Annotated in this window: 24 protein-coding genes; 1 reads left to right on the top strand and 23 read right to left on the bottom strand. The window is 61.0% G+C overall.

What is annotated here, in order from left to right:
* Nucleotides 1-31: 31 nt before the first annotated feature.
* The 8 genes from rpoS to N4Q37_RS07735 form a co-directional block, all read right to left on the bottom strand.
* Nucleotides 32-1,039 (bottom strand): RNA polymerase sigma factor RpoS, encoded by a 1,008-nt coding sequence (rpoS, locus tag N4Q37_RS07770; RefSeq protein WP_260956652.1) that lies wholly within the window; start codon nucleotides 1,037-1,039, stop codon nucleotides 32-34.
* Nucleotides 1,040-1,145: 106 nt separating this feature from the next.
* Nucleotides 1,146-1,991 (bottom strand): peptidoglycan DD-metalloendopeptidase family protein, encoded by an 846-nt coding sequence (locus N4Q37_RS07765; RefSeq protein WP_260956650.1) that lies wholly within the window; start codon nucleotides 1,989-1,991, stop codon nucleotides 1,146-1,148.
* 211 nt (nucleotides 1,992-2,202) lie between these two features.
* Entirely contained in the window at nucleotides 2,203-2,838 is a 636-nt protein-coding gene (locus N4Q37_RS07760; RefSeq protein ID WP_161796107.1) for a protein-L-isoaspartate(D-aspartate) O-methyltransferase, read from the bottom strand.
* Between the two features lie 41 nt (nucleotides 2,839-2,879).
* Nucleotides 2,880-3,629 (bottom strand): 5'/3'-nucleotidase SurE, encoded by a 750-nt coding sequence (surE, locus tag N4Q37_RS07755; protein ID WP_260956648.1) that lies wholly within the window; start codon nucleotides 3,627-3,629, stop codon nucleotides 2,880-2,882.
* Nucleotides 3,617-4,675, bottom strand: a complete 1,059-nt coding sequence (truD, locus tag N4Q37_RS07750) for a tRNA pseudouridine(13) synthase TruD (protein WP_260956646.1) — start codon at nucleotides 4,673-4,675, stop codon at nucleotides 3,617-3,619. The genes surE and truD overlap by 13 nt, the downstream gene beginning before the upstream one ends.
* A complete protein-coding gene (ispF, locus tag N4Q37_RS07745) occupies nucleotides 4,672-5,145 on the bottom strand; it encodes a 2-C-methyl-D-erythritol 2,4-cyclodiphosphate synthase (RefSeq protein ID WP_260956644.1) in 474 nt (157 codons plus the stop codon). The genes truD and ispF overlap by 4 nt, the downstream gene beginning before the upstream one ends.
* A 43-nt stretch (nucleotides 5,146-5,188) precedes the next feature.
* Nucleotides 5,189-6,034: an S-formylglutathione hydrolase gene (fghA, locus tag N4Q37_RS07740; protein WP_260956642.1), complete on the bottom strand. Its 846-nt coding sequence runs from the start codon at nucleotides 6,032-6,034 to the stop codon at nucleotides 5,189-5,191.
* Between the two features lie 93 nt (nucleotides 6,035-6,127).
* The gene (locus tag N4Q37_RS07735; RefSeq protein WP_260956640.1) at nucleotides 6,128-7,240 is read right to left on the bottom strand and encodes an S-(hydroxymethyl)glutathione dehydrogenase/class III alcohol dehydrogenase; all 1,113 of its coding nucleotides are present in this window, start codon (nucleotides 7,238-7,240) and stop codon (nucleotides 6,128-6,130) included.
* 108 nt (nucleotides 7,241-7,348) lie between these two features.
* Here N4Q37_RS07735 and N4Q37_RS07730 point away from each other — a divergent pair, with 108 nt between their 5' ends.
* Nucleotides 7,349-8,245, top strand: a complete 897-nt coding sequence (locus N4Q37_RS07730; RefSeq protein ID WP_260956639.1) for a LysR substrate-binding domain-containing protein — start codon at nucleotides 7,349-7,351, stop codon at nucleotides 8,243-8,245.
* Nucleotides 8,246-8,322: 77 nt separating this feature from the next.
* On the opposite strand, the gene ispD is transcribed toward N4Q37_RS07730, so the two are convergent.
* From ispD to bamA, 15 genes are all read right to left on the bottom strand, one after another.
* The gene (ispD, locus tag N4Q37_RS07725) at nucleotides 8,323-9,030 is read right to left on the bottom strand and encodes a 2-C-methyl-D-erythritol 4-phosphate cytidylyltransferase (protein ID WP_260956636.1); all 708 of its coding nucleotides are present in this window, start codon (nucleotides 9,028-9,030) and stop codon (nucleotides 8,323-8,325) included.
* A complete protein-coding gene (gene ftsB, locus N4Q37_RS07720; RefSeq protein WP_003184873.1) occupies nucleotides 9,027-9,305 on the bottom strand; it encodes a cell division protein FtsB in 279 nt (92 codons plus the stop codon). Before ftsB ends, ispD begins: the two co-directional genes overlap by 4 nt.
* A gap of 171 nt (nucleotides 9,306-9,476) precedes the next feature.
* On the bottom strand, nucleotides 9,477-10,766 hold the full coding sequence (eno, locus tag N4Q37_RS07715; protein WP_260956629.1) for a phosphopyruvate hydratase: 1,290 nt from the start codon (nucleotides 10,764-10,766) through the stop codon (nucleotides 9,477-9,479).
* Nucleotides 10,767-10,933: 167 nt separating this feature from the next.
* The gene (kdsA, locus tag N4Q37_RS07710; protein ID WP_260956627.1) at nucleotides 10,934-11,779 is read right to left on the bottom strand and encodes a 3-deoxy-8-phosphooctulonate synthase; all 846 of its coding nucleotides are present in this window, start codon (nucleotides 11,777-11,779) and stop codon (nucleotides 10,934-10,936) included.
* 4 nt (nucleotides 11,780-11,783) lie between these two features.
* A complete protein-coding gene (locus N4Q37_RS07705; protein WP_260956624.1) occupies nucleotides 11,784-13,415 on the bottom strand; it encodes a CTP synthase in 1,632 nt (543 codons plus the stop codon).
* Between the two features lie 274 nt (nucleotides 13,416-13,689).
* Nucleotides 13,690-15,015 (bottom strand): tRNA lysidine(34) synthetase TilS, encoded by a 1,326-nt coding sequence (gene tilS, locus N4Q37_RS07700; RefSeq protein ID WP_260956622.1) that lies wholly within the window; start codon nucleotides 15,013-15,015, stop codon nucleotides 13,690-13,692.
* Between the two features lie 133 nt (nucleotides 15,016-15,148).
* Nucleotides 15,149-16,096, bottom strand: coding sequence for an acetyl-CoA carboxylase carboxyltransferase subunit alpha (locus tag N4Q37_RS07695; protein ID WP_260956620.1), 948 nt, complete (start codon nucleotides 16,094-16,096; stop codon nucleotides 15,149-15,151).
* Between the two features lie 149 nt (nucleotides 16,097-16,245).
* Nucleotides 16,246-19,767, bottom strand: a complete 3,522-nt coding sequence (dnaE, locus tag N4Q37_RS07690) for a DNA polymerase III subunit alpha (RefSeq protein WP_260956618.1) — start codon at nucleotides 19,765-19,767, stop codon at nucleotides 16,246-16,248.
* A gap of 82 nt (nucleotides 19,768-19,849) precedes the next feature.
* The gene (rnhB, locus tag N4Q37_RS07685; RefSeq protein ID WP_260956616.1) at nucleotides 19,850-20,491 is read right to left on the bottom strand and encodes a ribonuclease HII; all 642 of its coding nucleotides are present in this window, start codon (nucleotides 20,489-20,491) and stop codon (nucleotides 19,850-19,852) included.
* Nucleotides 20,488-21,618, bottom strand: a complete 1,131-nt coding sequence (lpxB, locus tag N4Q37_RS07680) for a lipid-A-disaccharide synthase (RefSeq protein ID WP_260956614.1) — start codon at nucleotides 21,616-21,618, stop codon at nucleotides 20,488-20,490. Before lpxB ends, rnhB begins: the two co-directional genes overlap by 4 nt.
* A gap of 2 nt (nucleotides 21,619-21,620) precedes the next feature.
* Nucleotides 21,621-22,397: an acyl-ACP--UDP-N-acetylglucosamine O-acyltransferase gene (gene lpxA / locus N4Q37_RS07675; RefSeq protein ID WP_260956612.1), complete on the bottom strand. Its 777-nt coding sequence runs from the start codon at nucleotides 22,395-22,397 to the stop codon at nucleotides 21,621-21,623.
* On the bottom strand, nucleotides 22,394-22,834 hold the full coding sequence (gene fabZ / locus N4Q37_RS07670; protein ID WP_260956610.1) for a 3-hydroxyacyl-ACP dehydratase FabZ: 441 nt from the start codon (nucleotides 22,832-22,834) through the stop codon (nucleotides 22,394-22,396). Before fabZ ends, lpxA begins: the two co-directional genes overlap by 4 nt.
* Nucleotides 22,835-22,939: 105 nt before the next feature.
* Entirely contained in the window at nucleotides 22,940-23,995 is a 1,056-nt protein-coding gene (lpxD, locus tag N4Q37_RS07665) for a UDP-3-O-(3-hydroxymyristoyl)glucosamine N-acyltransferase (RefSeq protein WP_260956609.1), read from the bottom strand.
* A 3-nt stretch (nucleotides 23,996-23,998) separates the two neighbouring features.
* Nucleotides 23,999-24,502 carry an OmpH family outer membrane protein gene (locus N4Q37_RS07660; RefSeq protein ID WP_260956608.1) on the bottom strand — a complete coding sequence of 168 codons (504 nt, stop codon included), beginning with the start codon at nucleotides 24,500-24,502 and terminating at the stop codon, nucleotides 23,999-24,001.
* 45 nt (nucleotides 24,503-24,547) lie between these two features.
* On the bottom strand, nucleotides 24,548-26,923 hold the full coding sequence (gene bamA / locus N4Q37_RS07655; protein WP_260956607.1) for an outer membrane protein assembly factor BamA: 2,376 nt from the start codon (nucleotides 26,921-26,923) through the stop codon (nucleotides 24,548-24,550).
* Between the last annotated feature and the right edge of the window lie 20 nt (nucleotides 26,924-26,943).

Genomic DNA, 26,943 nt, shown 5'->3' with positions numbered 1-26,943 from the left:
CATCAGGGCTTTTCCTCTAGCGTGCGCAGCCCTATTGAAACAACGACTCGCTCGACAAGCCGTTCTTCTCCAGGATCTCTCGCAGGCGCTTGAGACCTTCAACCTGAATCTGCCTGACCCGCTCTCGCGTCAAGCCAATTTCCAGGCCTACGTCCTCCAGGGTGCTGCTTTCATGACCGCGCAGGCCGAAGCGTCGGATCACCACTTCCCGTTGCTTGTCAGTCAGCTCGGAGAGCCACTGGTCGATGCTCTGGGACAAGTCGTCATCCTGGAGCAACTCGCACGGGTCGCTGGGGCGCTCATCGGTCAGGGTGTCCAGCAAGGTCTTGTCCGAGTCCGGGCCCAACGAAACATCCACCGAGGAAACCCGCTCATTGAGCCCAAGCATGCGCTTGACCTCGCCCACCGGTTTTTCCAGCAGGTTGGCAATTTCTTCCGGTGAAGGTTCGTGATCGAGCTTCTGGGTCAACTCACGAGCGGCCCGCAGGTAGACGTTCAGTTCCTTGACCACGTGAATCGGCAACCGGATGGTCCGGGTCTGATTCATGATCGCCCGTTCGATGGTCTGGCGAATCCACCACGTGGCGTAGGTCGAGAAGCGGAAGCCGCGCTCAGGGTCGAACTTCTCGACGGCGCGAATCAGGCCCAGGTTGCCCTCCTCGATCAGGTCCAGCAGCGAAAGCCCACGATTGACGTAGCGTCGGGCGATCTTCACCACCAAGCGCAAGTTGCTTTCAATCATGCGTTTTCGACCGGCCGGATCGCCACTTTGCGACAGCCGCGCAAAATGAACTTCTTCCTCGGGGGAGAGCAGTGGCGAGAAACCGATTTCGTTGAGGTACAGCTGAGTGGCGTCCAGCGCCCGGGTGTAATCGATGTACTTATGTTGTTTAAGTGAAGCGGAGTGTCTGGATTTGGCACGAACGGAAGGTGATGCTGCCCCTTCATCATTCGACATCGAATCCATAGCGATGCCGGTCTCCATCAGGAGAACCTCATCGTCGATGTCAAACTCCGGCACTTCTTTACTGAGAGCCATTGTTATAGTCCTTTGGTGAGTTCGACCTCAAGCTCAAGCGACGCCTTTATCCTTGGCAACGCTGGAGCCTGTTCCCTCTACGTGACGGAACAGGCTGACGAGCAAATCAACGGCGTGGCAGGAATTGCAGCGGATCCACAGGTTTACCTTGTCGGCGAATCTCAAAATGCAGTTTCACCCGGTCTGTACCCGTTGACCCCATTTCGGCAATTGTCTGTCCGACCTTGACCTGCTGCCCCTCCCGAACCAACAGCCTGCGGTTGTGACCGTAGGCACTGACGTAGGTTTCGCTGTGTTTGATGATCACAAGTTCGCCGTAGCCCCTCAAACCACTCCCGGCGTACACAACGGTGCCATCAGACGCGGCTAAAACAGGCTGTCCCAAATCTCCGGCGATATCAATTCCTTTATTCAAACTACCGTTTGAAGAGAATTTTCCAATTAAAACGCCATTAGAAGGCCATCCCCAGCCTGTCGGGGCGGGGCCTGCGGGAGGCATCGGGACGGGGGCGGGCTTGCCCGCGACAGACGGTACTGCCGCGCTTTCCCCTCCCACCGGCCGGCGAATGACCGTGGTTTTACTCGACGATGAAGGCGTCGAACCCGATTGCGTCACGACTGCGGTAGGCGTTGAACCGCTACGGCCGTCAAAGCGAATGGTCTGACCCGGATGAATCGTATAAGGCGCAGGAATGTTGTTACGCGCCGCGAGGGCCTTATAGTCCCAGCCGTAGCGAAAAGCGATGGAAAACAGCGTATCGCCGCGACGGACTACATACTGTCCAGTCGTTACTGTAGGACGCTGGGGCGCCGCCTCGTTGCGATCGACGACCCGGACGTTATTCGACGACGTGCTGGAACAACCGACCAGCAAGGTACTCAAGACAAGGCCAGTCACCAGGCGCTGAAAGCTCGTGATACCCATACGCTGCGCAATGACTGTGAGACTCACCCGCCGCTCCCTTTGTGGTGGCTGAAAATTGGAAACTGCCTGTACAGGCAGACGTCATGTCAATGTAGCTGGCGACCAGTGCGCTTCTATTAATGAAGCGCGAAACGCTTTCGCACACGTTTGCTGGCCGCTGTTGAACGCCGTTCAATCCATTCGATGCCGCTGTAGGACATAGCCGGCATCGAGGAATTCAGCGGCTGTTTATTAATGCTCAGGCCAACGGCCCATTAAGCAGCGGTACGAAACGCACCGCCCCCAGGACGTGTCGCGAAAAGCCATGCTCTTCACGCACGATCAGCATCAACTGCTGAACCTCTCCGGCCCCCACTGGGATCACCAAGCGCCCGCCGGGGGCGAGCTGATCGAGCAGTGCCTGGGGTACGTCGGTGGCCACGGCAGTCACAATGATGCCGTTATACGGCGCCAGCGCCGGCCAGCCTTCCCAACCGTCCCCCCAACGAAACACCACGTTGCGCAGGTTCAGCTCCACCAGGCGTTCCTTGGCGCGATCCTGCAGGACCTTGATCCGCTCAACGGAAAACACTCGCTCCACCAGCTGCGACAACACCGCCGTCTGGTAGCCCGAACCGGTACCGATCTCCAGCACCTTGTCCAACGGCCCCGCCTCCAGCAGCAACTCGCTCATGCGGGCCACCATATAAGGCTGGGAGATGGTCTGGTTGTGGCCGATTGGCAGCGCGGTGTCTTCATAAGCGCGATGAGCCAGGGCTTCATCGACGAACAGATGCCGTGGCGTGCGGCGAATCACTTCCAGCACCTGGGCGTTGGACAGGCCCTCTTCATACAGCCGCTGGATCAAACGCTCACGGGTACGCTGGGACGTCATCCCGATCCCGCGGCGCAGCATATCGTCTTGTTCACGCCCCATCAGCGCAGTCCCTCCAGCCAGCCATCGAGAGGCCGAAAGGCATCGTTGAAGGTGCGATCGAGCTGCAACGGGGTGATCGAGACATAACCTTGCATGACCGCATGGAAATCGGTGCCTGGCCCACCGTCCTCGGCATCGCCGGCGGCGGCGATCCAGTAGCCGGCCTTGCCCCGTGGGTCGACCACCTGCATGGGGCTGGCGGCACGGGCGCGATGGCCCAGGCGCGTGAGCTGGATCCCGCGCACGTGATCGAGCGGCAGGTTCGGGATGTTGACGTTCAGCACGGTACGGGGCGGCAGCTCCAGTTCACCGTGGGCCTCGACCAGTTTGCGGACGAAGTAGGCGGCGGTCGGCAGGTTATCCACCTGGCGCGAAACGAACGAAAAGGCAAACGATGGTTTTTCCAGGAAGCGACCTTCCACGGCCGCGGCGACCGTGCCGGAATACAGCACGTCGTCCCCGAGGTTGGCACCGAGGTTGATGCCCGACACCACCATGTCCGGCGCGCGCTCCAGCAACCCATTGATACCCAGGTGCACGCAATCGGTCGGCGTCCCGTTGAGGCTGATGAAGCCGTTATCCAGATAGCTGGGGTGCAACGGACGGTCGAGCGTCAACGAGCTGCTGGCGCCACTTTTGTCCTGGTCCGGCGCGATCACCACGCACTCGGCATAATCGGCCAGCGCAGCATAAAGCGCGGCAAGACCGGGTGCTGCCACCCCGTCGTCGTTAGAAATCAGAATACGCATGGGCTGTCCGTCTGCCCCACCGGCACCAGATCGACGAGTTCGCGCACCAAGACAGTGGCGAAACATCCGGCCGGCAGGACGAATTCCAGTTGCAGAATGTCAGGCGAAGGATAATGCCACGACAGCCCGCTAATGGGCAGTCGCAGGATGCGACGTTCGTGATTCATTCCCGCGCTTATCAACCAGTCCCGCAGGTCGGCTTCGCGTGCGGCGATGGCCTGTTCCAGGTCATGGCTCGCCCCGCTGGCGGGCGAGGGTCCCTCGCCCCACTGCGGCCCGGTCGGGTGAAGATCGAGGATCGCCAAGCGCGGATCGCTGCATTCAGCCTCGCCGGCGGGGAAAAAACTGCGGCTGTCGGTGAAAGCCAGCAAGTCGCCAACCTGGGCTTGTTGCCAGGTGCCATCGGCCACCCGAGCGGCCAGCACCTGGTTGAACAGAAAACTGCGCGCCGCCGAGAGCAACCGCGAGCGCACATTGCGCTGTTCCGGCAAGGCCTTGCGCGCCGCCCAGCCACGGGCATCGACGACATTGCCGCCGTCATGGCCAAACCGCTGGGCGCCAAAATAGTTGGGGATGCCCTGGCGGCTGATTTGTTGCAGGCGCGCATCGATGGCCGCCGCGTCGCCCTCGAACTGAGTCAGGCGCAGGGTGAAGCCATTGGCCGAATGCGCGCCGCGTTGCAGCTTGCGGCGGTGGCGTGCAGTCTTGAGGATTTTCAGCGTGTCGTTTTCTGCCGCCGACAGGTCCGGGTCGGCCTTGCCAGGCAACTGGACGCTGAACCACTGGCGGGTCAGGGCCTGACGGTCCTTGAGGCCGGCATAGCTGACGGTGCGCAACGGCACGCCGGCAGCCTTGGCGATGCGCCGGGCAGCTTCTTCGGTGTTCAAGCCGCGTTTTTCAACCCAGATCCACAGATGCTCGCCATCGCCGCTCAAGGGGATGTCGAGCACTTCGTCGACCTGGAAGTCTTCAGCAGTGGCCTTGAGCACCGCGCGGCCCAGCGACTCGCCATAGGCCCGCGGGCCCAACAGTTCCAGTTCGGTCATGGGCGCAGCAACAAGGCAACGGAATGGACGGCAATGCCTTCTTCACGACCGACAAAGCCCAGCTTCTCGGTGGTGGTGGCTTTCACGTTCACCTGGTCGAGCTCAACTTGAAGGTCCTCGGCGATCAACTGGCGCATCGCTTCGATGTGCGGCGCCATTTTCGGCGCCTGGGCGACGATGGTGTTATCGACGTTGCCGACTCTCCAACCCTTGGCATGGATCAGCGAAACCACGTGGCGCAACAGCGCGCGGCTGTCGGCGCCCTTGAATTGCGGGTCAGTGTCGGGGAAGTGCTTGCCGATGTCACCCAGGGCTGCCGCGCCAAGCAAGGCATCGCTCAAGGCATGGAGCAGGACATCACCGTCGGAATGCGCCAACAGCCCGAAGCCGTGTGCGATACGCACGCCGCCCAGAGTAATGAAATCGCCTTCAGCGAAACGGTGAACATCGTAGCCGTGGCCAATACGCATAAAAAAACGCCCCGATTTTTGTCAGGGCGTGATTCTACCTGCATTAGGCGTTCAGAGCGCGTGCATGATGCTGCAAGTGATCATCGACGAAGCTGGCGATGAAGTAATAGCTGTGGTCATAGCCCGGTTGCAGGCGCAGGGCCAATGGATGGTCGACGGCCTTGGCGGCCTGTTGCAGGGCTTCGGGCTTGAGCTGGTTGGCCAGGAAATCATCGCGGTCGCCCTGGTCCACCAACAGCGGCAGCTTCTCGGTCGCCTCGGCGATCAACGCGCAGGTGTCCCATTCGCGCCATTTCGAGCGATCTTCCCCCAGGTAGCGGGAGAATGCCTTCTGCCCCCACGGGCAATCCATCGGATTGGTGATCGGCGAAAAGGCCGACACCGAACGGTAACGCCCCGGGTTGCGCAAGGCGCAGACCAGCGCGCCGTGGCCGCCCATGGAGTGACCGCTGATGCCACGTTTATCGGAAGCGGGAAAATGCGCCTCGACCAATGCGGGCAATTCCTGCACCACGTAGTCATGCATCCGATAGTGCCGGGCCCACGGATCCTGCGTGGCGTTCAGGTAAAAACCCGCCCCCAGGCCGAAGTCCCAGGCACCGTCCGGATCGCCCGGCACATCGGCGCCGCGCGGGCTGGTGTCGGGCGCCACGATGATCAGTCCCAACTCGGCGGCCATGCGCTGGGCACCGGCCTTCTGCATGAAGTTTTCATCGGTGCAGGTCAGGCCGGACAACCAATACAACACCGGCAACTTGCCGCCCTGCTCGGCTTGTGGCGGCAGGTACACGGCAAACACCATGTCACAGCCGAGCACTTCGGAGCGGTGCCGGTAACGCTTGTGCCAGCCGCCGAAGCTTTTCTGGCAGGAGAGATTTTCGAGGTTCATAGCTTCACCTCAGCTACAAGCAACCAGCTTCAAGCTGCAAGAAAACGCACGCGCTTCACTTGCAGCTTGCCGCTTGAAACTTGCCGCTGCTCCTTAGAAATGAATGACGGTGCGGATGCTCTTGCCTTCATGCATCAGGTCGAATGCCTTGTTGATGTCTTCCAGGCCCATGGTGTGGGTGATGAAAGTATCCAGCGGGATCTCGCCCTTCTCGGCCATTTCCACGTAGCTTGGCAGCTCGCTGCGACCGCGCACGCCACCAAACGCCGACCCGCGCCAGACGCGACCGGTCACCAGTTGGAACGGACGGGTGGCGATTTCCTGGCCGGCACCGGCCACGCCGATGATCACCGACTCACCCCAGCCCTTGTGGCAGCATTCCAGCGCGGCACGCATCAGTTGGACATTGCCGATGCACTCGAAGGAAAAGTCCACGCCGCCGTCGGTCATGTCCACGATGACTTCCTGGATCGGACGGTCGAAGTCTTTCGGATTGACGCAATCGGTAGCGCCCAGCTGCTTGGCGATTTCGAACTTGGCCGGGTTGATGTCGATGGCGATGATTCGCGAGGCTTTGGCCTTCACCGCGCCGATCACGGCCGACAGGCCGATACCGCCGAGGCCGAAGATCGCCACGGTATCACCCGGCTTGACCTTGGCGGTGTTGATGACCGCGCCGATACCGGTGGTGACGCCGCAACCCAACAGGCAGACTTTTTCCAGCGGGGCGGCTTTCGGGATCTTGGCGACGGAGATTTCCGGCAGCACCGTGTACTCGGAGAAAGTCGAGGTGCCCATGTAGTGGAAAATCGTCTCGCCCTTGTAGGAAAAGCGCGAAGTGCCGTCCGGCATCAGGCCTTTGCCCTGGGTGGCGCGAATCGCCTGGCAGAGGTTGGTCTTGCCCGACTTACAGAATTTGCACTGGCCGCACTCCGGGGTGTACAGCGGAATCACGTGGTCACCTACCGCAACCGAGGTCACGCCCTCGCCGATGGCCTCGACAATCGCACCGCCTTCATGACCCAGGATCGACGGAAAAATCCCTTCCGGGTCGGCACCCGAGAGGGTGTAGGCGTCGGTGTGGCAGACACCGGAAGCCACCACGCGCAACAGCACTTCGCCCGCCTTGGGCATGGCGACGTCGACTTCAACGATTTCCAGGGGTTTCTTGGCCTCGAAGGCAACGGCCGCGCGTGACTTGATCATCCGGGATTCTCCAGCAAATAAAAACGAGACCGAGAGTGTAATCCTCAACAGAACGATGAATAATCCAGCCAAAAGCAAAACATTATTGCCATTCAGGGATAATCGCTCATGTCCGATAACCGCTGGGAAGGGATCGACGAGTTCGTCGCTGTGGCTGAATGCAGCCAATTCACGGCGGCGGCCGAACGTCTCGGGGTTTCTTCCTCCCATATCAGTCGACAAATCGTACGGCTTGAAGAGCGTCTGCAGACGCGGTTGTTGTACCGCAGCACCCGTCGCGTAACCCTGACCGAGGCCGGCCAGACCTTTTTGCAACATTGCCAACGTCTACAGGACGGCCGCGAGGAAGCACTACGGGCGGTGGGCGACCTCACCAGCGAACCCAAGGGCATGTTGCGCATGACCTGCGCCGTGGCCTACGGCGAACGTTTCATCGTGCCGCTCGTGACACGGTTCATGGGGCTTTATCCCCAACTGCGGGTAGACATCGAACTGAGCAACCACCCCCTCGATCTGGTCCATGAAGGCCTGGACCTGGCGATTCGCCTGGGTCGCTTGCAGGATTCCCGCCTGGTGGCCACGCGCCTGGCGCCACGGCGCATGTACCTGTGCGCTTCACCGTCGTACCTGGAACGCTACGGTCGCCCCCACAGCTTGTCGGAGTTGAGCCGCCACAACTGCCTGGTCGGCAGCTCCGACCTCTGGCAACTGGAACAGAACGGGCGGGAATTTTCCCAGCGTGTGCAGGGAAACTGGCGCTGCAACAGTGGGCAAGCGGTGCTGGATGCCGCGCTACAAGGCGTGGGGTTGTGTCAGCTACCGGATTACTACGTGCTGGAACATCTGCACAGCGGCGCATTGATCTCATTGCTGGAGGCACATCAGCCACCCAACACGGCGGTGTGGGCGTTGTACCCGCAGCAGCGGCATTTGTCGCCAAAGGTACGCAAGTTGGTGGACTACTTGAAGGAAGGGTTGGCGGGGCGGCCGGAATATCGGGGGTGACAGTCGCTGTTCAAGCTGCCTGAAAGATCGTTATCGCGAACTACCTCGGGGCGGCGATCCGACGATGGCGACGCCACTCAACGGCGATTCGCCCACCGCTGGCGCAACCACTCCAGATCCTCCGGTCGAGTCACCTTGATGTTATCGGCCCGGCCTTCGATCAACCGAGGCGCCTGCCCTGCCCATTCCATAGCCGAGGCTTCATCGGTAATGACGGCATCCGCCACCAGGCTGTCGGCCAGGGCTCGATGCAAGGCGCCGAGGCGAAACATCTGGGGCGTGTAGGCTTGCCAGATCACGCTGCGATCGACGGTTTCCACTACCCGACCGTGTTTGTCCACACGCTTGAGGGTGTCGCGCGCCGGGACCGCCAGCAGGCCGCCGACCGGGTCGTTGGTCAACTCACTGAGCAAAGTATCCAGGTCATCCCGGGCCAGATTGGGTCGGGCGGCGTCGTGCACCAACACCCAGTCGTGATCATCGGCACCCTGGCTGTGCAGGTGCAGCAAGGCGTTGAGCACCGAGTCCGAACGCTGGGCGCCGCCGTCCACGCGCTGGATGCGCGCATCATTGGCACACGCCAGGGTCGGCCAGTAGGGATCATCGTGCGCAACGCTGACCACCACGCCCTTGACGGTAGGGTGGTCGAGGAAACAGCCGAGGCTGTGTTCGAGAATTGTGCGTCCGCCCAGTAGCAGGTATTGCTTGGGACGGTCCGCGGCCATTCGGGCACCGATGCCCGCGGCAGGAATCACGGCCCAGAAGGCCGGTAAACGGATACTCATTGGGCCAACTGGTAGAGGGTTTCACCCTCCTTGACCATGCCCAGTTCATGGCGAGCCCGCTCTTCGACGGTCTCCATGCCTTTCTTCAGCTCTGTCACTTCGGCGTCCATCACTCGGTTGCGCTCCAGCAGTGCCTCGTTTTCGGCGTGCTGGTCGGCTATTTGCTGAGTCAGGTCGGCCACTTGCGCCAAACTGCCGTTACCCACCCAAAGGCGGTACTGCAGGCCGGCCAGCAACAAGAGCAAGACAAGAAACAACCAATTGGGACTGCGCATCGAATATCAGGTATCCAGTGAAAAAAGACCGCCATGCCACACTTTGAAGCGTCTGATAGCACGAAGCCTGGAATAACCAGGCTTGTGCTTGATAAGGCATCAGATTAGTGGCAAAACCGCCGTCATGGCGATTTTTCCCACGAAATCCGCTGTCTTTTTACCATCTACCGCTTAGCCGCGAAACTCGCCACGACCGTTGTACTTGGCCTTGCCGTTCAACTGCTCTTCGATACGCAGCAGTTGGTTGTACTTGGAAACGCGGTCGGAACGGCACAGCGAACCGGTCTTGATCTGGCCAGCGGCCGTGCCCACGGCGAGGTCGGCGATGGTCGAATCTTCGGTTTCGCCGGAACGGTGGGAGATCACGGCGGTGTAGCCGGCGGCCTTGGCCATCTGGATGGCTTCCAGGGTTTCGGTCAGGGTGCCGATCTGGTTGAACTTGATCAGGATCGAGTTGGCGATCTGCTTGTCGATGCCTTCTTTCAGGATCTTGGTGTTGGTCACGAACAGGTCGTCACCTACCAGTTGGGTTTTCGCGCCGATCTTGTCGGTGAGGATTTTCCAGCCAGCCCAATCGGACTCGTCCAGGCCGTCTTCGATGGAGATGATCGGGTAGCGCTCGGTCAGGCCCTTGAGGTAATCGGCGAAACCTTCGGCGGTGAACACCTGGCCTTCGCCGGACAGGTTGTACTTGCCGTCTTCGAAGAATTCACTGGCGGCGCAGTCCAGGGCCAGGGTCACGTCGGTGCCCAGCTTGTAGCCAGCGTTGGCCACGGCTTCGGAGATCACTTTCAGCGCGTCTTCGTTGGACGCCAGGTTCGGTGCGAAACCGCCTTCGTCGCCAACCGCGGTGCTCAGGCCACGGGCCTTCAGCACGGCCTTGAGGTGATGGAAAATCTCGGTGCCCATGCGCAGGCCTTCGGAGAAGGACTTGGCGCCTACCGGCTGGACCATGAATTCCTGGATGTCGACGTTGTTGTCGGCATGCTCGCCACCATTGATGATGTTCATCATCGGTACCGGCATCGAGTACACGCCCGGGGTGCCGTTGAGGTTGGCAATGTGCGCGTACAGCGGCAGGTCCTGGTCCTGGGCAGCGGCCTTGGCGGCGGCCAGGGACACGGCGAGGATCGCGTTGGCGCCCAGGCTGGCTTTGTTTTCAGTACCGTCGAGCTTGATCATCGCGTGATCAAGGGCTTTCTGGTCGGCAGGGTCTTTGCCCAGCAACAGGTCACGGATCGGACCGTTGATGTTGGCGACGGCTTTCAGCACGCCCTTGCCCAGGTAACGGCTCTTGTCGCCATCACGCAGCTCCAACGCTTCGCGCGAGCCAGTGGAAGCACCGGACGGCGCGCAGGCGCTGCCGATGATGCCGTTGTCGAGAAGCACGTCCGCTTCAACAGTGGGGTTGCCACGGGAGTCGAGAACTTCACGACCTTTGATGTCGACGATTTTTGCCATTGTTGTAAACACTCCAAAGATGACTAGAACATTGCAGAAAGCTTGCTGCGACACGGCTTGAGATTCAGCGGGAGCAAGCTCCCTCGCCACAGGCATGCTCCCTCAAGAACAGTGCGGCCCGCGGGCCAGAGCGATAATCGAGCGGTACTTTACCGGAGAAAACCGCGTTACGCGGTTTCTATCGTCGGAAAACTCTTGACCAGTTCGTCCAACGCCTTGAGCTGAGACAGGAAAGGCTCCAGCTTGTTCAAACGCAGGGCACAAGGACCGTCGCACTTGGCGTTGTCCGGGTCCGGGTGGGCCTCGAGGAACAGCCCTGCCAGCGACTGGCTCATGCCAGCCTTGGCCAGGTCGGTCACCTGGGCGCGACGACCGCCGGCGGAGTCGGACCGACCGCCAGGCATCTGCAACGCGTGGGTCACGTCGAAGAACACCGGGTATTGGAACTGCTTCATGATGCCGAAGCCGAGCATGTCCACCACCAGGTTGTTGTAGCCGAAGCTCGAACCACGCTCGCAAAGGATCAGCTGGTCGTTCCCGGCCTCTTCGCACTTGCTCAGGATGTGTTTCATTTCCTGGGGTGCGAGGAACTGGGCCTTCTTGATGTTGATCACCGCGCCGGTCTTGGCCATCGCGACCACCAGGTCGGTCTGGCGCGAGAGGAAGGCCGGCAACTGGATGATGTCGCAGACTTCAGCGACGACCGCGGCCTGGGCAGGCTCGTGGACGTCGGTGATGATCGGCACGCCAAAGGCTTGCTTGATGTCCTGGAAGATCCGCATGCCCTCTTCCAGGCCTGGGCCACGGTAGGAGGTCACCGAGGAACGGTTGGCCTTGTCGAAACTGGCCTTGAAGACGTAGGGGATACCCAGTTTCTGGGTGACCTTGACGTACTCTTCGCAGACCTGCATCGCCATGTCACGGCTTTCCAGCACGTTCATGCCACCGAACAGCACCATGGGCTTGTCGTTGGCAATCTCGATGTCGCCAACGCGAATGATCTTCTGGGCCATCGTCTTATGCCTTTTTCTCGTGTTGAGCCAAAGCCGCCTTCACGAAACCGCTGAACAGCGGATGACCGTCCCGTGGCGTGGAGGTGAACTCAGGGTGGAACTGGCAGGCGACGAACCATGGGTGATCCGGGGACTCGACCACTTCCACCAGCGCGCCGTCACCGGAACGGCCGGAAATTTTCAGGCCGGCTTCGATCAGTTGCGGCAGCAGGTTGTTGTTCACTTCATAGCGGTGGCGGTGACGCTCGACGATCACGTCCTTGCCGTAGCACTCATGCACCTTGGAGCCGGCTTCGAGCAGGCATTCCTGTGCGCCGAGGCGCATGGTGCCGCCCAGGTCGGACGTTTCGGTACGGGTTTCGACGGCACCGGTGGCATCCGCCCATTCGGTGATCAGGCCGACGACCAGGTGGCCGCTGGCACGGTCGAACTCGGTGGAGTTGGCGTCTTTCCAGCCCAGCACGTTACGGGCGAACTCGATGACCGCCACTTGCATGCCCAGGCAGATACCCAGGTAAGGCACCTTGTTCTCACGGGCGTATTGCACCGCGGTGATCTTGCCTTCCACGCCCCGCAGGCCGAAGCCGCCCGGCACGAGGATCGCATCGGCACCTTCGAGCAGGCCGGTGCCCTGGTTCTCGATGTCTTCGGAGTCGATGTAGCGCAGATTGACCTTGGTGCGGTTGCTGATGCCGGCGTGGCTCATCGCTTCGATCAGCGACTTGTAGGCGTCCAGCAGCTCCATGTACTTGCCGACCATGGCGATGGTGACTTCGTGCTCCGGGTTGAGCTTGGCGTCGACCACGGCGTCCCATTCGGACAGGTCGGCGCTGGCGCATTGCAGGCCGAAGCGCTCGACGACGAAATCGTCCAGGCCCTGGGAGTGCAGGATGCCCGGGATCTTGTAGATGGTGTCGGCATCTTCCAGGCCGATCACCGCACGCTCTTCAACGTTGGTGAACTGGGCGATCTTGCGGCGCGAAGAGATGTCGATCGGGTGATCGGAGCGGCAGACCAGCACGTCAGGTTGCAGGCCAATGGAACGCAGTTCCTTGACCGAGTGCTGGGTTGGCTTGGTCTTGGTTTCGCCGGCGGTGGCGATGTACGGCACCAGGGTCAGGTGCATCAGCATCGCGCGCTTGGCGCCGACTTCGAAACGCAACTGGCGGATGGCTTCGAGGAACGGCTGGGATTCGATATCGCCCACGGTGCCGCCGATCTCGACCATCGCGACGTCGGCATCGCCGGCGCCCTTGATGATGCGACGCTTGATTTCGTCGGTGATGTGCGGGATGACCTGGATGGTCGCGCCCAGGTAATCACCACGGCGCTCTTTGCGCAGCACGTGTTCGTAGACACGACCGGTGGTGAAGTTGTTGTTCTGGGTCATGGTCGTGCGGATGAACCGCTCGTAGTGGCCCAGGTCCAGGTCGGTCTCGGCGCCGTCGTGGGTGACGAACACTTCACCGTGCTGGAACGGGCTCATGGTGCCCGGGTCGACGTTGATGTACGGGTCCAGCTTGAGCATGGTGACCTTAAGTCCCCGCGCCTCCAGGATGGCCGCCAATGAAGCCGAGGCAATGCCTTTCCCCAATGAAGAAACAACACCGCCCGTGACGAATATGTAGCGCGTCATGAAAAACCCTAGAAGTCTGCGTTAAAGCGGTCCGAGCCGCCGGGGAAAGCGAAGGAAGGCCGAAGGCCCCGATCACCTGCATTAATCACAGTGCACCTTTCAAAAAAACCGCCGCGTTGGGACAGACCGGAAGTGAAATCACCGGTACGTTGCTCGCTACACATTTTTTGGAATCGCCCAGCAAAGACTGCTTGGTAATCGGCAACTCCTGCAATTCAGGCGAATCCACAGAAGTTGTATCAAGAAGGGAGCGTAGTCTACCGGAAAGCCCCTTTCAGCTCAAACCCCGATCTTGGTTTCCTGGCGTCCAGGTCAGTTGCCAAGTGCCATCAGCCCCATTGTCCAACCCCGGCAGGTTGGCCACCGCCCGCAACTGATCCCCCACGTATAACAGCGGCAATCGGCCGCGTACGAACGCCGGCACGCCGTTTTCGTTGAGTAAACGCTTGAGGTCACGGTGACCGCGCCCGGGCAATTGCATCACTTCACCGCCCTCACGGTAGCGCACGCAAAGGAGGCCGGCGGGGATCTGGCCACTGAGCGCGACCCGGCCATTGTCCGGCAAGATCAACGAGCGGCTTGGCAGCGACCAGTCGACGGGGCCTGCGACCGGTCGCAACCAGTGGTCGGATAACCACCAGAGCCGTCCGCCGGCCCGGTGCAGCTCACCGCCGGCCAGGCGCCAGACCGGCCGGGCGTCCTCCTGGGCATCGCGCAGTGAATCCCAGCCGGCCCAGTGATCGCTGTCGGGCAGCGTCGTCATCGGCGCCAGCCAGAAGCTCAGCGCATTGCGCTGACGAGCCGGCGACAACACGCGCAAAGGCTCCAGCTCCAGCGACGGCAATCCGAGCCAGTCGAACTTTCCAGCGATGGCCGCGCGAGCCAGATCGATCCGAGCCAGGTCATCGAGCAAGCCCCGGGCCTCACTCATGTGTGCGGCGCTACGTGCGAGCACCCTCGCCGCCTGGGGCCAGCGCCCGGTCAATACGGGAAAAACCCGTTGGCGCAGGTAATTGCGGGCATGACGATGGTCGTCGTTGGAGGGGTCCTCGATCCAGCTCAAGCCTTGTTGCGTGGCATAGGCCTCCAACTCCGCGCGGGACACATCGAGCAGTGGCCGCAATAAATGCCCTTGGCCCAAAGGGCGCTGCCGCGGCATCGCCGCCAAGCCCCTCACCCCTGCCCCTCGCAACACGCGAAACAGCAGCGTTTCAGCCTGATCGTCGCGGTGCTGGGCAGTGAGCAGCACCTCATTACTATGGAGCGCGGCGGCGAACGCGGCATAACGCGCTTCCCGCGCGGCGCGCTCGACACTGGCGCCGGGCAGGACCTGGACACTCACTATCTCCAGCGGCACGCCAAGCGCCTCGCACACCGAACGGCAATGACCCGGCCAGGCATCCGCCGCCGCTTGAAGGCCGTGGTGAACATGGATGGCGCCCAGGGGGGGCAGGGAATGGTGGGTTGCGAGAGACGCGAGCAGATGCAACAGGACGGTGGAATCGAGGCCGCCGGAGAAGGCGATGCGCCAGGTGGCGGCGTTGCGCCAGGGGGCTAACTGGGTGAGGAGGCGGGTGGGTAGATCCGCACAGGAGTTCATAGGATTTCAGCCCTGGCACAAAACCAATGTGGGAACGAGCCTGCTCGCGATAGCGGCGTTGCATGTGCCGCCGTCATCGCGAGCAAGCTTTGCTCCCACGGACTCGCTCCCACATAGGGGTATTGCAGTCGGATCAGAGACCGTAGCTCATCAACCGCTCGTAGCGACGGGCCAGCAAGGTGTCGTTGTCGAGTTTTTTCAGCGTCGCCAGTTGTGCGCTCAGCTCAGCACGGATCAATGCCGCCGCTGCGGCTGGGTCACGGTGGGCGCCGCCCACGGGCTCATTGATCACTTTGTCGACGATGCCCAAGCCTTTCAGGCGCTCGGCGGTAATGCCCATGGCTTCAGCCGCATCCGGCGCCTTCTCGGCGGTTTTCCACAGGATCGATGCACAGCCTTCCGGCGAGATCACCGCGTAGGTGGAATATTGCAGCATGTTCAGTTGGTCGCAGACGCCGATGGCCAGTGCGCCGCCGGAACCGCCTTCGCCAATCACGGTGGCGATGATCGGGGTCTTCAGGCGCGCCATGACCCGCAGATTCCAGGCAATCGCTTCGCTCTGGTTGCGTTCTTCGGCGTCGATGCCCGGGTAGGCGCCCGGCGTGTCGATGAAGGTCAGGATCGGCATCTTGAAGCGCTCGGCCATTTCCATCAGGCGGCAGGCCTTGCGATAGCCTTCCGGACGCGGCATGCCGAAGTTGCGACGCACCTTCTCGCGCACTTCGCGGCCCTTCTGATGACCGATGACCATGACCGGCTGGTCGTCCAGGCGCGCGACGCCGCCGACGATCGCGGCGTCGTCCGCGAAGTGACGGTCACCGTGCAACTCATCGAACTCGGTGAAGATGTGGTCGATGTAGTCCAGGGTGTAGGGACGACGCGGGTGACGCGCCAGGCGCGCGATCTGCCAGCTGGTCAGCTTGCCGAAGATGTCTTCGGTCAGCGTGCGGCTTTTGTCCTGCAGACGAGAGATTTCATCGCCGATATTCAGTGAATTGTCATTACCGACCAAGCGCAACTCTTCGATCTTGGCTTGCAGGTCGGCGATCGGCTGTTCGAAATCTAGAAAATTCGGGTTCATAGGCGTCCGTCTAGGGTCACGTCCAAGAGAGCTTGGGCCGGCCGGTTGTCTATTCGCGCCCTACCTTAAGGGAGAGGCGCGTTCAGGTCGAGATTAAAAATTCGGGTCGGGATCAGGGGCGCTCTGGTTGCAAGAGTGGCCCCTGGCCGTCAACGGTATTGGAGGAAGACGTTGTCTTTACCAAACTGGTCACGCAACGCTTGAATCAACGCATCCGCCGGATCGATCCGCCAGCCTTCGCCAAACTGCAGCACAGCCTTGGCGTCGGGGCGCACATACTCCATGGTGATCGGGCAAGCGCCGCGATGACGCTGGAACAACTCGCCCAGCCAACGCAACTGATCGCCCTTGAGATCCTGGGTCTGCAACTTCAGGCGCAGGCTCTCGGCCAGGTTGGTGCGGGCGTCCTCCATGCTCATCACCCGCTTGACCCGCAGCCGCAGGCCACCGGAGAAGTCGTCGTTGCTGACCTCGCCTTCGACCACCACCATCGCGTCGGTCTGCAACAGCGATTGCGCCGAATGGAACGCATCGGCAAACAACGACGCCTCGATCCGTCCGGAGCGGTCATCCAGGGTGATGAAGCCCATCTTGTCACCCTTTTTGTTCTTCATCACCCGCAAGGCAATGATCATACCGGCAACCGTCTGCGTATCGCGAGCCGGCTTGAGGTCGATGATCCGCTGACGGGCGAAGCGGCGGATTTCGCCTTCGTATTCGTCGATGGGGTGACCGGTAAGGTAGAGCCCCAGGGTGTCTTTCTCGCCCTTGAGGCGTTCCTTGAGGGTCAGTTCCTTGGCCTTGCGATGATTGCCGTAGACATCGGCGTCTTCCTCGACGAACAGGCCGCCGAACAGGTCGGCGTGGCCGCTGTCGTGGGTCCGCGCCGTCTGCTCGGCCGCTTTGATCGCTTCTTCCATGGCCGCCAGCAACACCGCCCGGTTGCGGTCGATGTTGGCCTGGTAGGCCTTGGGTTCATCGTGGAAGTACGGGCCCAGGCGGTCCAGCGCGCCACTGCGGATCAAGCCGTCGAGGGTGCGCTTGTTGATGCGCTTGAGGTCGACCCGGGCGCAGAAATCGAACAAATCCTTGAACGGGCCGTCCAGACGCGCCTCGGTGATGGCCTCCACCGGCCCCTCGCCGACGCCCTTGATCGCGCCCAACCCGTAGATGATGCGACCTTCGTCGTTCACCGTGAACTTGAACTCGGAAGTGTTCACGTCCGGTGCGTCGAGGCGCAGCTTCATGGTCCGCACTTCCTCGATCAAGGTCACGACCTTGTCGGTGTTGTGCATATCCGCCGAGAGCACGGCGGCCATGAACGGTGCCGGGTAATGGGCCTTGAGCCAGGCCGTCTGGTACGACACCAGGCCGTAGGCGGCGGAGTGGGATTTGTTGAAGCCGTAGCCGGCGAACTTTTCCACCAGGTCGAAGATGTTGCCGGCCAGGTCCGCATCGATGCCGTTGCTCGCACAACCTTCGATGAAACCGCCGCGCTGCTTGGCCATTTCCTCGGGCTTTTTCTTACCCATCGCCCGACGCAGCATGTCCGCGCCGCCGAGGGTATAGCCGGCCATGACCTGGGCAATCTGCATCACCTGTTCCTGGTACAGGATGATGCCGTAGGTCGGCGCCAGCACAGGCTGGAGGCCGTCGTACTGGTAGTCCGGGTGCGGGTACGCCAGCTCGGCGCGCCCGTGCTTGCGGTTGATGAAGTCGTCCACCATGCCCGATTGCAGCGGGCCCGGACGGAACAGGGCCACCAGTGCGATCAGGTCTTCCAGGCAGTCGGGCTTGAGCTTCTTGATCAGCTCCTTCATGCCCCGGGATTCAAGCTGGAACACCGCCGTGGTCTCGGCCTTTTGCAGCAGGCTGTAGGTCGGCTTGTCGTCCAGCGGGATGAAGGCGATGTCCAGCGGTTCTTCGCCGACCTTGGCCCGGTCGCGGTTGATGGTTTTCAGCGCCCAGTCGATGATGGTCAGGGTCCGCAGGCCGAGGAAGTCGAACTTCACCAGGCCCGCCGCCTCGACGTCATCCTTGTCGAACTGGGTCACCAGGCCGTCACCCTCTTCGTCGCAATAGATCGGCGAGAAGTCGGTCAGTTTGGTCGGTGCGATCACCACGCCCCCGGCGTGCTTGCCGACGTTACGCACCACACCTTCGAGCTTGCGGGCCATCTCCCAGATTTCCGCGGCCTCTTCATCGACCTTGATGAAGTCCCGCAGGATTTCCTCCTGCTCGTAGGCCTTTTCCAGGGTCATGCCGACTTCGAACGGAATCATCTTCGACAGACGGTCCGCCAAGCCGTAGGACTTACCCTGCACCCGCGCCACGTCGCGCACCACCGCCTTGGCGGCCATGGAACCGAAGGTGATGATCTGGCTCACCGCGTTGCGACCGTACTTCTCGGCCACGTAGTCGATCACCCGGTCCCGACCGTCCATGCAGAAGTCGACGTCGAAGTCGGGCATGGAAACCCGTTCCGGGTTGAGGAAACGTTCGAACAGCAGGTCATATTCCAACGGGTCGAGGTCGGTGATCTTCTGCACGTAGGCCACCAGCGAGCCGGCACCCGACCCACGGCCGGGCCCCACCGGCACGCCGTTGTTCTTGGCCCACTGGATAAAGTCCATCACGATCAGGAAGTAACCGGGAAAGCCCATCTGGATGATGATATCCAGCTCGAAGTTCAAGCGGTCGACATAGACCTGGCGCTTGGCTTCGTAATCTTCGGTGGTGTCCTTGGGCAACAGGACGCTGAGGCGCTCTTCGAGGCCATCGAAGGACACCTTGCGGAAATACTCGTCGATGGTCATGCCATCGGGGATCGGGAAGTTGGGCAGGAAGTGCTTGCCCAGCTTCACTTCGATGTTGCAGCGCTTGGCGATCTCGACGGTGTTTTCCAGCGCCTCGGGCAGGTCGCTGAACAGCTCGGCCATCTCCTCGGCGCTCTTGAGGTACTGCTGATCGCTGTAATTCTTCGGCCGGCGAGGATCGTCCAAGGCCCGCCCCTCACCGATGCAGACGCGGGTCTCGTGGGCTTCGAAATCTTCCTGCTTGATGAAGCGCACGTCGTTGGTCGCCACCAGCGGCGCGCCGATCTTGTCGGCCAGGGCCACGGCAGCGTGCAAGTGTTCCTCATCGTTGGCGCGATTGGTGCGCTGAACCTCGACGTAGAAGCGATCCGGGAATACCGCCATCCATTCACGGGCCAGTTTCTCGGCTTCATCGGGATTGCCACCGAGCAGGGCCAAGCCGATCTCACCTTCCTTGGCCGCCGACAGCATGATCAGGCCTTCGCTGGCCTCGGCGACCCATTCGCGCTCGATGATAATCGAGCCATTGCGCTGGCCATCGATAAAGCCGCGGGAGATCAGCTCGGTGAGGTTGCGGTAACCCAGGGGGTTCATCACCAACAGGCTGATACGGCTCAGCGGGGCATCGGGGTCCTTGTTCGACAACCACAGGTCGGCGCCGCAGATCGGCTTGATCCCGGCCCCCATGGCGGTCTTGTAGAACTTGACCAGGGAACACATGTTGTTCTGGTCGGTGACCGCCACGGCAGGCATGTTCATGCCCGCCAGGGTCTTGACCAGCGGCTTGATCCGCACCAGGCCATCGACCAGGGAATATTCAGTGTGCAGGCGTAGATGAACGAATGAAGCCGGCATAGTGATCCTGCGTTAGGTCATGAAAACAACAAGGCCCGGATTGTACCGGGCCTTGGGTAAAACATCAGCCTGCAACCGGGCTTTAGCTTTCGATCAACCCTTCACGAGCCTCATAGGCCAGCCGCACCGGGGCGAACGAACGCCGGTGGATGGGTGTTGGCCCAAGGCGTGCCAGGGCTTCGAGGTGAACGGGCGTCGGGTAGCCCTTGTGACTGCCAATGCCGTAGCCCGGATAGACCAACTCGAACGCCGCCATCTCGCGGTCGCGACTGACCTTCGCCAGGATCGAGGCCGCGGCGATGGCCGGCACCTTCGCGTCGCCCTGGACGACCGCCTCGGCACGCATCGACAGTTTCGGGCAGCGATTACCGTCGATCATCGCCAGTTTCGGCGTGATGTGCAGGCCCTGCACGGCACGCTGCATGGCGAGCATGGTGGCGTGGAGGATATTGAGCTTGTCGATCTCTTCGACTTCGGCCCGGGCAATGCACCAGCTCAAGGCTTTTTCGCAGATCTCGTCGTAGAGTTTTTCGCGACGGGCCTCGGTGAGTTTCTTGGAGTCATTGAGGCCGAGAATCGGACGAGTGGGATCCAGGATCACCGCCGCTGTCACCACCGCGCCACACAATGGGCCGCGACCGACCTCGTCGACACCGGCCACCAACTCTTCCACCTCGGCGACCAGATTGAAGTCCAGGCCCATCTGCTGCTTCGAATGGTTCATGGTTTTGCGCCGATCAAGATCAATACCGCGTCTGCGGCCTGGTTGGAAGCATCGCGACGCAAGGTCCGGTGGATCTCGTCAAAACCGCGGGTTTGTTCCTCGCCACCGTCGATCAGCGGCGAAAGCGTGTTGGCCAGCGCCTCGGCGGTCGCCGCATCCTGCAGCAACTCCGGCACCAGCAAGCGCTGGGCCAGCAGGTTCGGCAAGGAAACGTAAGGACTCTTGACCATACGCTTGAGGATCCAGAAGGTCAGCGGCGCCAGGCGATAGGCAACCACCATCGGACGCTTGTACAACAATGCTTCAAGGGTAGCCGTGCCGGAGGCAATCAGTACTGCATCACAGGCAGCCAATGCATCATGGGAGCGGCCATCGAGTAACGTGACCGGCAGATCGCGACCGACCAGCAGCGCTTCCAATTGCTCTCTACGCTGCGCACTGGCGCACGGCAGGACAAAGCGCACCCCCGGGCGCATCGCCCGAAGGCGCTCGGCAGCATCGAAAAACAGACCACCCAGGCGACTCACTTCGCCGCCACGACTGCCAGGCATCAGCGCCACCAGCGGACCATCGGTCAGCCCCAGCGCCCGACGCGCCGCTTCGCGATCAGCTTCCAGGGGAATGGTATCGGCCAAGGTGTGGCCGACAAACCGCACTGGCACGCCCTTCTCTTCATAAAACCTGGCTTCGAACGGCAACAGCGTGAGCATCAGGTCGCAGCCCTCGCGGATCTTCAGCACACGCTTTTGCCGCCAGGCCCAGACCGACGGACTGACGTAGTGCACGGTCTTGATACCGGCCTGGCGCAATTTGAGTTCGATGTTGAGCGTGAAATCCGGCGCATCGATGCCGATGAACACATCCGGCTTCTCTTCGATCAACGTCGCGATCAGTTTCTTGCGTCGGGCAAGCAACTCCCGCAGGCGCCCGAGCACTTCCACCAGCCCCATTACCGAAAGGCGCTCCATGGGGAAATAGGACGCCATGCCCTCGGCTTCCATCAACGGCCCGCCGACGCCCATGAACTCGACCGCCGGATGCTGTGCCTTGAGCGCCCGCATCAGACCGGCGCCCAGGATATCGCCGGAAGCCTCTCCCGCCACCAGCGCAATACGCAAATTAGCCATGATTAACGGGTAATGCCGCGGGTCGACGACTGGATGGAGTCGCGAAAGACGGCGACTTCCGGGTACTGCTCCGACGCTTCGGCCAGTTCGGCGAGCGCCTGCTCGACTGTCAGGCCCTGGCGATACACGACCTTGTAGGCGCGGCGCAACGCACCAATGGCGTCTTCGCTGAAGCCACGGCGGCGCATGCCTTCGAAGTTCATGCTACGGGCTTCGGCCGGGTTGCCGAACACGGTGACGTAGGCCGGGACGTCCTTGCCAATGGCCGTGCCCATGCCGGAAAAGCTGTGGGCGCCAATGTGGCAATACTGGTGCACCAGGGTGAAACCGGACAGGATCGCCCAGTCGTCCACATGCACATGGCCCGCCAGTGCGGTGTTATTGACCAGGATGCAATGGTTGCCGATCACACTGTCGTGGCCGATGTGAGCGTAGGCCATGATCAGGTTGTGGTCGCCCAGAGTCGTTTCGGAACGATCCTGAACGGTTCCACGGTGAATCGTCACGCCTTCACGGATCACGTTGTGATCGCCAATGACCAGGCGGGTTGGTTCACCTTTGTACTTGAGGTCGGGCGTGTCCTCGCCTACCGAAGAAAACTGGTAGATGCGGTTGTGACGGCCGATCCGGGTCGGTCCCTTGAGCACTACGTGAGGACCGATCACCGTACCCTCGCCGATTTCCACACCTGCGCCGATGATCGACCACGGGCCGACCTCGACATCGGCGGCCAGGACGGCCGTCGAATCGATGATTGCGCGAGGGTCAATCAAACTCATAGCTTGCGTTCCGCACAGATGATCTCAGCGGAGCAGACTGGCTTGCCGTCGACCGAAGCCTGGCATTCGAACTTCCAGATCTGGCGCTTGCAACTGATGAACTTGGCTTCGAGGATCAACTGATCGCCCGGCGTGACCGGCTGGCGGAAACGCAGTTTGTCGGAGCCGACGAAGTAGTAGAGCGTGCCGTCGGCAGGCTTTACGTCGAGCATTTTGAAACCAAGGATCCCGGCAGCCTGAGCCATCGCCTCGATGATCAGCACGCCCGGCATGATGGGATGCGCGGGAAAGTGACCATTGAAGAACGGTTCGTTGACGCTGACATTCTTGTAGGCGCGAATGCGCTGGCCTTCAACATCAAGGTCCACTACCCGGTCCACCAACAGGAACGGGTAACGGTGAGGCAGGTATTCGCGAATCTCGTTGATGTCCATCATTTCGGGGGGAAGCCTATGTAAAGATTGGGAGCGCACCGGTGATGCGCACTCCGCTAGCAAATCAAGAAGCCCTAACGGCTGTGCATACTTGATATGGAAATGGTATCAGCCATCTGATGAGGCATTACCGTCAGGGGTCACGTCCCCTACACGCTTTTCCAGCTGTCGCAGACGTCGCGCCATGTCGTCGAGCTGACGGATGCGGGCCGCGCTCTTGCGCCATTCGGCCGCCGGCTGCATGGCCGTACCGGAAGAGTAGGCACCCGGCTCGGTAATCGAGTGGGTCACCATGGTCATCCCGGTGAGGAAAACGTTGTCACAGATCTCGATGTGCCCCACCAGCCCCACGCCACCGGCAAGCATGCAGTGCCTGCCGATCTTGGTGCTGCCGGAAATGCCCACGCAGGCGGCCATGGCGGTGTGATCGCCGACCTGGACGTTATGGGCGATCTGGATCTGGTTATCGAGCTTGACGCCATTGCCGATGATCGTATCGGCCAGCGCGCCGCGGTCGATGGCGGTATTGACACCGATCTCCACGTCATCACCCACCGTGACACCACCGATCTGGGCGATCTTTTGCCAGACGCCTTTCTCGTTGGCGAAACCGAAACCTTCACCGCCCAGCACCGCGCCGGACTGGATGACCACCCGCTTGCCGATGCGCACATCGTGGTACAGGGTGACCCGCGGAGCCAACCAACCACCTTCGCCGACCTCGCTGCGGGCGCCGATGAAGCAATGGGCGCCCAACGTCACACCGGCGCCGATCCGCGCGCCACTTTCGATGACGACACAGGGGCCGATGCTGGCCGTGGGGTCGACCACCGCATCCGCCGCAATCACCGCACTGGCATGCACGCCGGCGGTCGATTTGGGCTTGGGATCGAACAAATGGGAGATCCGCGCATAGGCCAGGTACGGATCGGGCACGATCAGCGCGTCGCCAGCGAACCCTTCGGCATCAGCCGCCTTGAGCAGCAGCGCGGCGGCCCGGCTGTCGGCCAGGTACTTGCGATATTGAGGATTTGCCAGAAAGCTCAACTGAGCTGGGCCAGCCTCTTGCAAAGTGGCTAGCCCAGTAATTGCCTTCTGCGGGTCGCCACGTAGGGTAGCGCCGAGGAACTCGGCCAATTGGCCGAGCTGGATAGTCGCTGTCATGGATTACTTCAGCTGATTCATGCGCTCGATAACCTGGCGCGTGATGTCGTACTGAGGTTTGACATCGATCACGGCGCCGCGCTCCAACACCAGGTCGAAACCACCTTTCTTGATGACTTCTTCCACGGCGCTGTCGAGTTTTGGCTTGAGCTGCTTGAGCATTTCACGGTCGGCAACAGCCTTCGCTTCGTTCAATTCCTTGGACTGGAACTGGAAGTCACGGGCCTTTTGCTTGAATTCAAGCTCCAGGCGCTCACGCTCGCCCTGGGCCATCTTGTCGCCACCGGATACCAGGCGATCCTGGATGCCCTTCGCGCTGCTTTCCAGGCCCTTGAGCTTGGTCAGTTGCGGACCGAACTTCTTCTCGGCGTCCACAGCGTATTTCTTCGCCGCATCGGACTCCAGCAGAGCCATCTGATAGTTCAGAACGGCGATCTTCATGTCGGCAAAAGCCGGACCTGCGACCAGGACGGTCGCCAGGAGAACCAATTGAGTCAACTTACGCACGATGCACTCCTACAAAATCCATTGTCGTTGTCATGGGGCAGACGCTTAGAACGTCTGGCCGAGAGAGAATTGGAACACTTGGGTTTCAGCGTCATCCGGTTTCTTGATCGGCATGGCCAACGCGAAGCTCAAAGGCCCCAGCGCGGTGACCCAGGTCACGCCCACACCGACGGAACTGGCCATGTTGCTCAGGCTGATGTCGTTGCACTGAGTGTTGGACTTGGTGCCGTTGGCGTTGGTGGTGTTTTCACACTTGGAGTCAAATACGTTACCCACATCCCAGAATACCGAGGTACGTAGGGAGCGTTGATCCTTGACGAACGGCATCGGAAACAGGACTTCCATCCCCCCTTGGATCAGCACGTTACCGCCGAACGGCAACGGATCTTGATCTGGATCTTTCACCGTACCTGGGTTGGTGCCCTGACTCGGCGTACTGCGTGGACCAAGGGTGCTGTCCTTGAAGCCACGTACCGAGTTGAAACCACCGGCATAGTAGTTCTCATAGAACGGCAGCCCGTCGGTGGAACCGTAGCCATCACCATAGCCCAGTTCGGTGTGGAAGCGCATGGTGTAGTTGTCGGTCAGCGGCTGGAACAGCTGGCCGCGATAATCGAGCTTGAAGAACGACAGGTCGCTGCCCGGCGTGGTGGTTTCGAACACCAGGCTCTGGGAATGACCACGGGTCGCCAGCACGCCTTTGTTCAGGGTCGATTCGGACCAGCCGGCCGACGCTTTGAAGTTCAGGTAGCTGTCGCCTTCCTTGTTCACGAAGTCGAAGATCTCGTCGACGGTGTAGCGACCGGTGTTGATCTTGTCCTGCTGGGCAGTGAGGCCGAAGGTCAGGCGCGAGGTTTCGCTGATCGGGTAGCCCACGTTGGCGCCCACACCGTAGCTGTCTACCGCATAACTGGAGATATCGGAATCGAGTTCGTCATAGTCGGTGGTGCGATAGAAGGCGTTGTAGCCCAGGCTCACACCGTCGGCAGTCCAGTAGGGGTCCACGAAACCGAAGTTGTACCGGGTCTGGTATTCGCTGCGGGTCAAGCCGATGCTGACCTTGTTACCGGTACCCAGGAAGTTGTTCTGGGTGATGGAGCCACCGAGGATCAGGCCGGCGCTCTGGGCGAAACCGACACTGGCGGTGATCGAGCCGGAAGCCTGCTCCTCGACGCTGTAGTTCACATCGACCTGGTCATCGACGCCCGGTACGGCCGGGGTCTCGACGTTGACTTCCTTGAAGAAGCCCAGGCGGTCCAGACGGGTCTTGGACTGGTCGATCAGGTAGGTCGACGCCCAGCCACCTTCCATCTGGCGCATTTCACGGCGCAGCACTTCGTCTTCGGACTTGGTGTTGCCACGGAAGTTGATGCGGTTCACGTAGGCACGCTTGCCCGGGTCCACGGCGAAGGTGATGTCGACGGTATGGTCGTCATCGTGGGGCTGTGGCACGCCGTTGACGTTGGCGAAGGTGTAGCCTTCGTTACCCAGGCGGCGGGTGATCAGTTCGGACGTGGTGGTCATCAGCTTGCGCGAGAACACCTGGCCTTTCTGCACCAGCAACAGTGACTTGACCTGCTCTTCCGGTACCTTCAGGTCACCGCTGAGCTTGACGTCACGAACGGTGTACTTCTCGCCTTCGTTGACGTTGACGGTGATGTAGACGTGCTTCTTGTCCGGAGTGATGGACACCTGGGTCGAAGCGATGTCCATGTTGATGTAGCCACGGTCCAGGTAGTAGGAACGCAGACGCTCCAGGTCACCGGAGAGTTTTTCACGGGCGTATTTGTCGTCGTTCTTGAAGAACGACAGCCAGTTGGTGGTCTTGAGCTCGAACAGGTCGGTGAGGTCTTCTTCGGGGAATACGGTGTTGCCCACCACGTTGATGTGCTGGATGGCCGCCACGGTGCCTTCGTTGATGTTGACCTTCAGGGCGACGCGGTTGCGCGGCTGCGGCACCACTTCGGTGTCGACGGTGGCCGAGTAGCGGCCCTGGGCCACATACTGGCGCTGCAGTTCGTTACGCACGCCTTCGAGGGTGGCTCGCTGGAAGATCTCGCCTTCGGCCAGGCCCGATTGCTTGAGGCCTTTCATCAGGTCTTCAGTGGAGATGGCCTTGTTGCCTTCGATCTCGATACTGGCGACCGACGGGCGCTCGACTACGGTGATGACCAGGACATTGCCGTCACGGCCCAGCTGGATATCTTGAAAGAAGCCGGTCTTGAACAACGCACGAGTGGATTCCACCAGGCGCCGATCATCCGCCTGCTCGCCGACGTTCAACGGCAAGGCACCAAAGACGCTACCCGCGGAAACCCGCTGGAGGCCGTTGACGCGAATATCAGAGATAGTGAAGGACTCGGCGTGAACTTCGGCGATCATCAATACGGTGAGAACCGCAGTTAGCAGCAGACGTTTCATGAAGTCCTTTCTTATTCCAA

This window comes from Pseudomonas citri (genome assembly GCF_025336485.1).
Taxonomy (GTDB): domain Bacteria; phylum Pseudomonadota; class Gammaproteobacteria; order Pseudomonadales; family Pseudomonadaceae; genus Aquipseudomonas; species Aquipseudomonas citri.
Note: the sequence above shows the minus strand (reverse complement) of the source record. Positions and strands in the feature narration are given on the sequence as shown.

Coding starts and splice junctions, on each gene's coding strand:
- rpoS (WP_260956652.1), bottom strand. CDS start 1,039: ATGGCTCTCAGTAAAGAAGTGCCGGAGTTTGACATCGACGATGAGGTT.
- N4Q37_RS07760 (WP_161796107.1), bottom strand. CDS start 2,838: ATGACGTCCCAGCGTACCCGTGAGCGTTTGATCCAGCGGCTGTATGAA.
- surE (WP_260956648.1), bottom strand. CDS start 3,629: ATGCGTATTCTGATTTCTAACGACGACGGGGTGGCAGCACCCGGTCTT.
- truD (WP_260956646.1), bottom strand. CDS start 4,675: ATGACCGAACTGGAACTGTTGGGCCCGCGGGCCTATGGCGAGTCGCTG.
- ispF (WP_260956644.1), bottom strand. CDS start 5,145: ATGCGTATTGGCCACGGCTACGATGTTCACCGTTTCGCTGAAGGCGAT.
- fghA (WP_260956642.1), bottom strand. CDS start 6,034: ATGAACCTCGAAAATCTCTCCTGCCAGAAAAGCTTCGGCGGCTGGCAC.
- N4Q37_RS07735 (WP_260956640.1), bottom strand. CDS start 7,240: ATGATCAAGTCACGCGCGGCCGTTGCCTTCGAGGCCAAGAAACCCCTG.
- N4Q37_RS07730 (WP_260956639.1), top strand. CDS start 7,349: ATGTCCGATAACCGCTGGGAAGGGATCGACGAGTTCGTCGCTGTGGCT.
- ispD (WP_260956636.1), bottom strand. CDS start 9,030: ATGAGTATCCGTTTACCGGCCTTCTGGGCCGTGATTCCTGCCGCGGGC.
- ftsB (WP_003184873.1), bottom strand. CDS start 9,305: ATGCGCAGTCCCAATTGGTTGTTTCTTGTCTTGCTCTTGTTGCTGGCC.
- eno (WP_260956629.1), bottom strand. CDS start 10,766: ATGGCAAAAATCGTCGACATCAAAGGTCGTGAAGTTCTCGACTCCCGT.
- kdsA (WP_260956627.1), bottom strand. CDS start 11,779: ATGGCCCAGAAGATCATTCGCGTTGGCGACATCGAGATTGCCAACGAC.
- N4Q37_RS07705 (WP_260956624.1), bottom strand. CDS start 13,415: ATGACGCGCTACATATTCGTCACGGGCGGTGTTGTTTCTTCATTGGGG.
- tilS (WP_260956622.1), bottom strand. CDS start 15,015: ATGAACTCCTGTGCGGATCTACCCACCCGCCTCCTCACCCAGTTAGCC.
- N4Q37_RS07695 (WP_260956620.1), bottom strand. CDS start 16,096: ATGAACCCGAATTTTCTAGATTTCGAACAGCCGATCGCCGACCTGCAA.
- dnaE (WP_260956618.1), bottom strand. CDS start 19,767: ATGCCGGCTTCATTCGTTCATCTACGCCTGCACACTGAATATTCCCTG.
- rnhB (WP_260956616.1), bottom strand. CDS start 20,491: ATGAACCATTCGAAGCAGCAGATGGGCCTGGACTTCAATCTGGTCGCC.
- lpxB (WP_260956614.1), bottom strand. CDS start 21,618: ATGGCTAATTTGCGTATTGCGCTGGTGGCGGGAGAGGCTTCCGGCGAT.
- lpxA (WP_260956612.1), bottom strand. CDS start 22,397: ATGAGTTTGATTGACCCTCGCGCAATCATCGATTCGACGGCCGTCCTG.
- fabZ (WP_260956610.1), bottom strand. CDS start 22,834: ATGATGGACATCAACGAGATTCGCGAATACCTGCCTCACCGTTACCCG.
- lpxD (WP_260956609.1), bottom strand. CDS start 23,995: ATGACAGCGACTATCCAGCTCGGCCAATTGGCCGAGTTCCTCGGCGCT.
- bamA (WP_260956607.1), bottom strand. CDS start 26,923: ATGAAACGTCTGCTGCTAACTGCGGTTCTCACCGTATTGATGATCGCC.